This window comes from Niastella populi, from assembly GCF_002078015.1.
GTDB lineage: Bacteria > Bacteroidota > Bacteroidia > Chitinophagales > Chitinophagaceae > Niastella > Niastella populi.
The window spans coordinates 1-3,508 of the sequence record NZ_LWBP01000223.1; the positions used below are offsets into that span (position 1 = coordinate 1).

The 3,508-nt window shown below is 46.0% G+C and carries 3 protein-coding genes; 1 reads left to right on the forward strand and 2 read right to left on the reverse strand.

Going from position 1 to position 3,508, the window contains the following annotated elements; genetic code table 11:
- Positions 1-13 precede the first annotated feature (13 nt).
- Positions 14-208 (reverse strand): hypothetical protein, encoded by a 195-nt coding sequence (locus A4R26_RS29115; protein WP_081170058.1) that lies wholly within the window; start codon positions 206-208, stop codon positions 14-16.
- Between the two features lie 194 nt (positions 209-402).
- Here A4R26_RS29115 and A4R26_RS29120 point away from each other — a divergent pair, with 194 nt between their 5' ends.
- On the forward strand, positions 403-1,572 hold the full coding sequence (locus A4R26_RS29120) for a PAS domain-containing protein (protein ID WP_081170059.1): 1,170 nt from the start codon (positions 403-405) through the stop codon (positions 1,570-1,572).
- A 50-nt stretch (positions 1,573-1,622) separates the two neighbouring features.
- Here A4R26_RS29120 and A4R26_RS29125 read toward each other — a convergent pair.
- The coding region (locus A4R26_RS29125) for an MBG domain-containing protein (protein ID WP_133054818.1) at positions 1,623-3,508 on the reverse strand (1,886 nt) is incomplete at its 5' end.

Sequence of the window (3,508 nt, forward strand, 5' to 3'; positions counted from 1 at the left end):
AACAACTGAATAACTATTTTTTTTGTACATCCGCCTGAGCAGCATTCCGCCGGCGATTTATCTCTTCCACAAGAGAATCGATTGTAGACCTGTGTATAGCAGCTATTTGTTGATTACCACTTATGAAAGCCCTGGTATATTGCTGAGTTTCGTCAGCCAGCAGATCAATCAATGTTTGTAATTCGATTGCCTTGAAATCGGGTTGCATACAATGAGTTAACAAACTTCACACCATTTTACTCAAATGGCCGTAGCATAATTGTAAACACTTAACTTTGTATAAGACCTTCCTCAGTGGCATTATCCTACACAAGACGTTTGAACTTGTTACCGCCAATATCTCTACATTTCTTCCACCGTATCGTGAAAATCAAATATTATTATTTGATAAACTGATGTTTCATGTCAACGAAGCAAAAAGATAATGCCGCCAAAGCCTTTCTGCAATGCGTTATTGACTGCGCACTGGACGTTGTACAGGTTTTTAAATCAGTAAGGGATGAGAACGGAAAGGCCACAGATTTCATCTGGATCGCTCAAAACAAAAGCGCCCTGTTACAGAATGGAGATGTGATCGGAAAAAGCCTGCTGCTGCAAAACCCCGGCGTTATCCGCGCCGGTATCTTTCAACGCATGGTGCAGGTCACCGAAACAGGCGTTGGCCAGCGATATGAGCAAAACTATTCTTTCGAGCAGTTCAAAACTCAGTGCTTTTACCAGTCCCTTATGAAATTTGAAGATGGCATAATAATGACCTCGCGGGACATAACCGCTCACAAAATGGCCGAGCAGCAAATAATCAAAGGCAATAACCTGCTGCAATCCCTGTTCAACTCTTCCCTTAACATGATCACGGTTTTTGAAGCGGTGCGTAATGAGCATGGAGAAGTGATCGATTTCAAATACCTGTTGACAAATACACTGGCCCGCCTTACTGAAGGCGGTGATCCGTTCGGTGAATTATATTTAACCCGTCACCCCGATATGGCCAATACGGAACACCTGCAGAATTTGACAATGGTGGTTGAGACCGGCCAACCGGCGGAATGGGAGATCTATTATGGTTCTCATGGGGACGACAACTGGCACAAGGTTAAAGCGGTTAAAATTGGCGATGGCGTTGCCGTAACAGCCGATGATATCACTGAACGCAAAAAAGCGGAAGATGAAATGTTGCGTATTAAAGATGAACTGGCGCAACGCGTTACTGATAAATACTACCGCATCGTCAATTCCATGGACGAAGGATTTTGTATTGTAGAAGTGCTGTTCGATAAAAAACAAAAAGTAAAAGACTACCGCTTTCTTGAAGTGAACCCCGTTTTTGAAAAGCAGACCGGCCTAAGGAACGTCATTGGCAAAACAATGCGCGAAATTGTGGCAGATACGGAAGAACATTGGTTTGAGTTCTTCGGTAATGTGGCTGTTACGGGTATTCCAATGCGCTTTCAGCACGAGGCCAAACAACTGCATCACTGGTATGATGTATATGCATTCCGGATCGACGAACCACACGAACATCATGTGGCCATTCTGTTCAATCATATCCCCGGCCCTAAAAAAAAGAAATAAAGAAAAGGCTTCCCGATGTATCAGGAAGCCTTTTTCAATCTACATCTGCATTACAATTTCACCAGTTTTATCTGTCGAATACTATTGCCCTGTCTTACTTCCAGATAATAGAACCCTTTCTGATAGGTGTGCCCCAGCTGCAATGTTCCTTCCGGAACATTTTGCCTGTACTCCACTACCCTGCCCTGAATATCCACTACGCGCAGACTTATCTTTCCTGCCGATCCTTTTATGTTCACATTAAAATGATCCAAAGCGGGATTACCCAATACCTTCACCGCAAACGGGTTTTGAATGGCAGGTAATATAATCTCTTCCGCCTGCGCTTCTCTGGCCATGGTAACTGTATTTGATGGCGTACTGCGCACCGACACATTGCCGCCGCCCAGGTTTTGCAATTTGGTTTGCACCCCGCTCCAGTTGCTTGAGAAAACTACCTGTGAAGTATTGGGATCCATTATCAGGATACTCGCAGAGTCGAGCTGTCCGCCCGTAGTTACATCATTCATTTTAACGGTGAGATCCATATTACCGCCCAGTGAGACCGGGTTCAACGGGTCGGTAATGTCGCGGTAATTCGCCTTGGTATTGAAGTATGCCGGCGTACCTTTTGACGTAGCAGCCGATACTACCAATGTATTTACGGCATTGCTTTTTATCTGATAGATTTTACCATTGCTTCTTATGATAATGTTACACTGGCCTTTCAGGTTAGAGCCCGATTTGGTATACTGCATATTGAAGCCGAAGTTCGTCTTCAGGTCTTTGGTTCCCGCAATGACACCTGCACATGAATTGTTTTTCAGATAACCGCCGCCTGTTACGAATTCACCGCCAGGGCGCGCAATGGTGATACAAGCCGCCACATCGGAGGTGCCACCGGTATAATAATTTTCAACCACTGCATATACTTGCAGATTGGCGCCGCCACTCTGGAGTTCCGTAGTTGTTAAATTGTAGGTGAACGTAGTAACGACCGTACCAGTTGTTGAATCGGTCATCAATGCCGGAACTAATTGGGGAGCGCCCAAACACACTCCGGCAGGACTATCCCTTCTGAAAGTGACCCGCGCGTTTTTGATGTTTCCTCTGTGGCCATCTGAAGCCGGAAAGAGATCGCGAATGGTGGCGCTCAGGCTGATGGTCATGGAGGTAGCCGATGTAACGGGCAGCGACATATAATCCTGCCCCGTATAAGTGATGTCAGCATTTTCTTTTGTAACCGTCAGTGAGCAGGTGCCTGAATTATTGTTACTGTTCAACCCATAATTAGCATTAGGCATATTGAAAATAGCCGTGACGGTTTTGTCGCCGGGTGACATTTGACCGGGTATTCCTTCCACCAGTTGTTTATTTGCCAGAATACCTGTCAGGTTGTTACCCGATACGGTAAACGGAACCGTGCCCATAATCTGGTTGCCGACTTTAAATGTTACGGAAACGGCAGCACCATTTGCGCCGGTTACGACAGGAGCGCCGTTATTGATGGTGGCGGTAAAGGTCACCACGTCGCTATATTGTTGCGTTGCCACATTGGTAGACACAGCGGTTGTTACCGGCACCACGGCAATTGTAAGGTTTGACGCCGTGTTGGTGACCGTATAATTGAACAGGCGGCTATTGGGGTCGTTCAACGTGGCGGTGATGGGGTAAATACCGATAGGCGAAGCCTGCGTTGCCGTTGTGCTATAGCTTACGGTAATATTATCGCTTGCTACAATACCTGTTTCAATACCATCCAGCACTGGCAGAGGCGCGCCATACAATTTATTTTTGCTGTTAACGGTAATGGTGAGCGGCCGTGTGTTGATGGTGAGGTTGGCGCTTGCATAGGAAAGATTATAATTAGCACTTAAGGCCAGGGTTCCCTGTTGAATGGCATACACGCCAATATTTTCACCGCTATCTCTGGTGAGGGAGCCGCTGAATGTATTGC

Excerpts from the sequence above, each read along its gene's own strand:
- A4R26_RS29115 (WP_081170058.1), bottom strand. The coding sequence starts at position 208 with ATGCAACCCGATTTCAAGGCAATCGAATTACAAACATTGATTGATCTG.
- A4R26_RS29120 (WP_081170059.1), top strand. The coding sequence starts at position 403 with ATGTCAACGAAGCAAAAAGATAATGCCGCCAAAGCCTTTCTGCAATGC.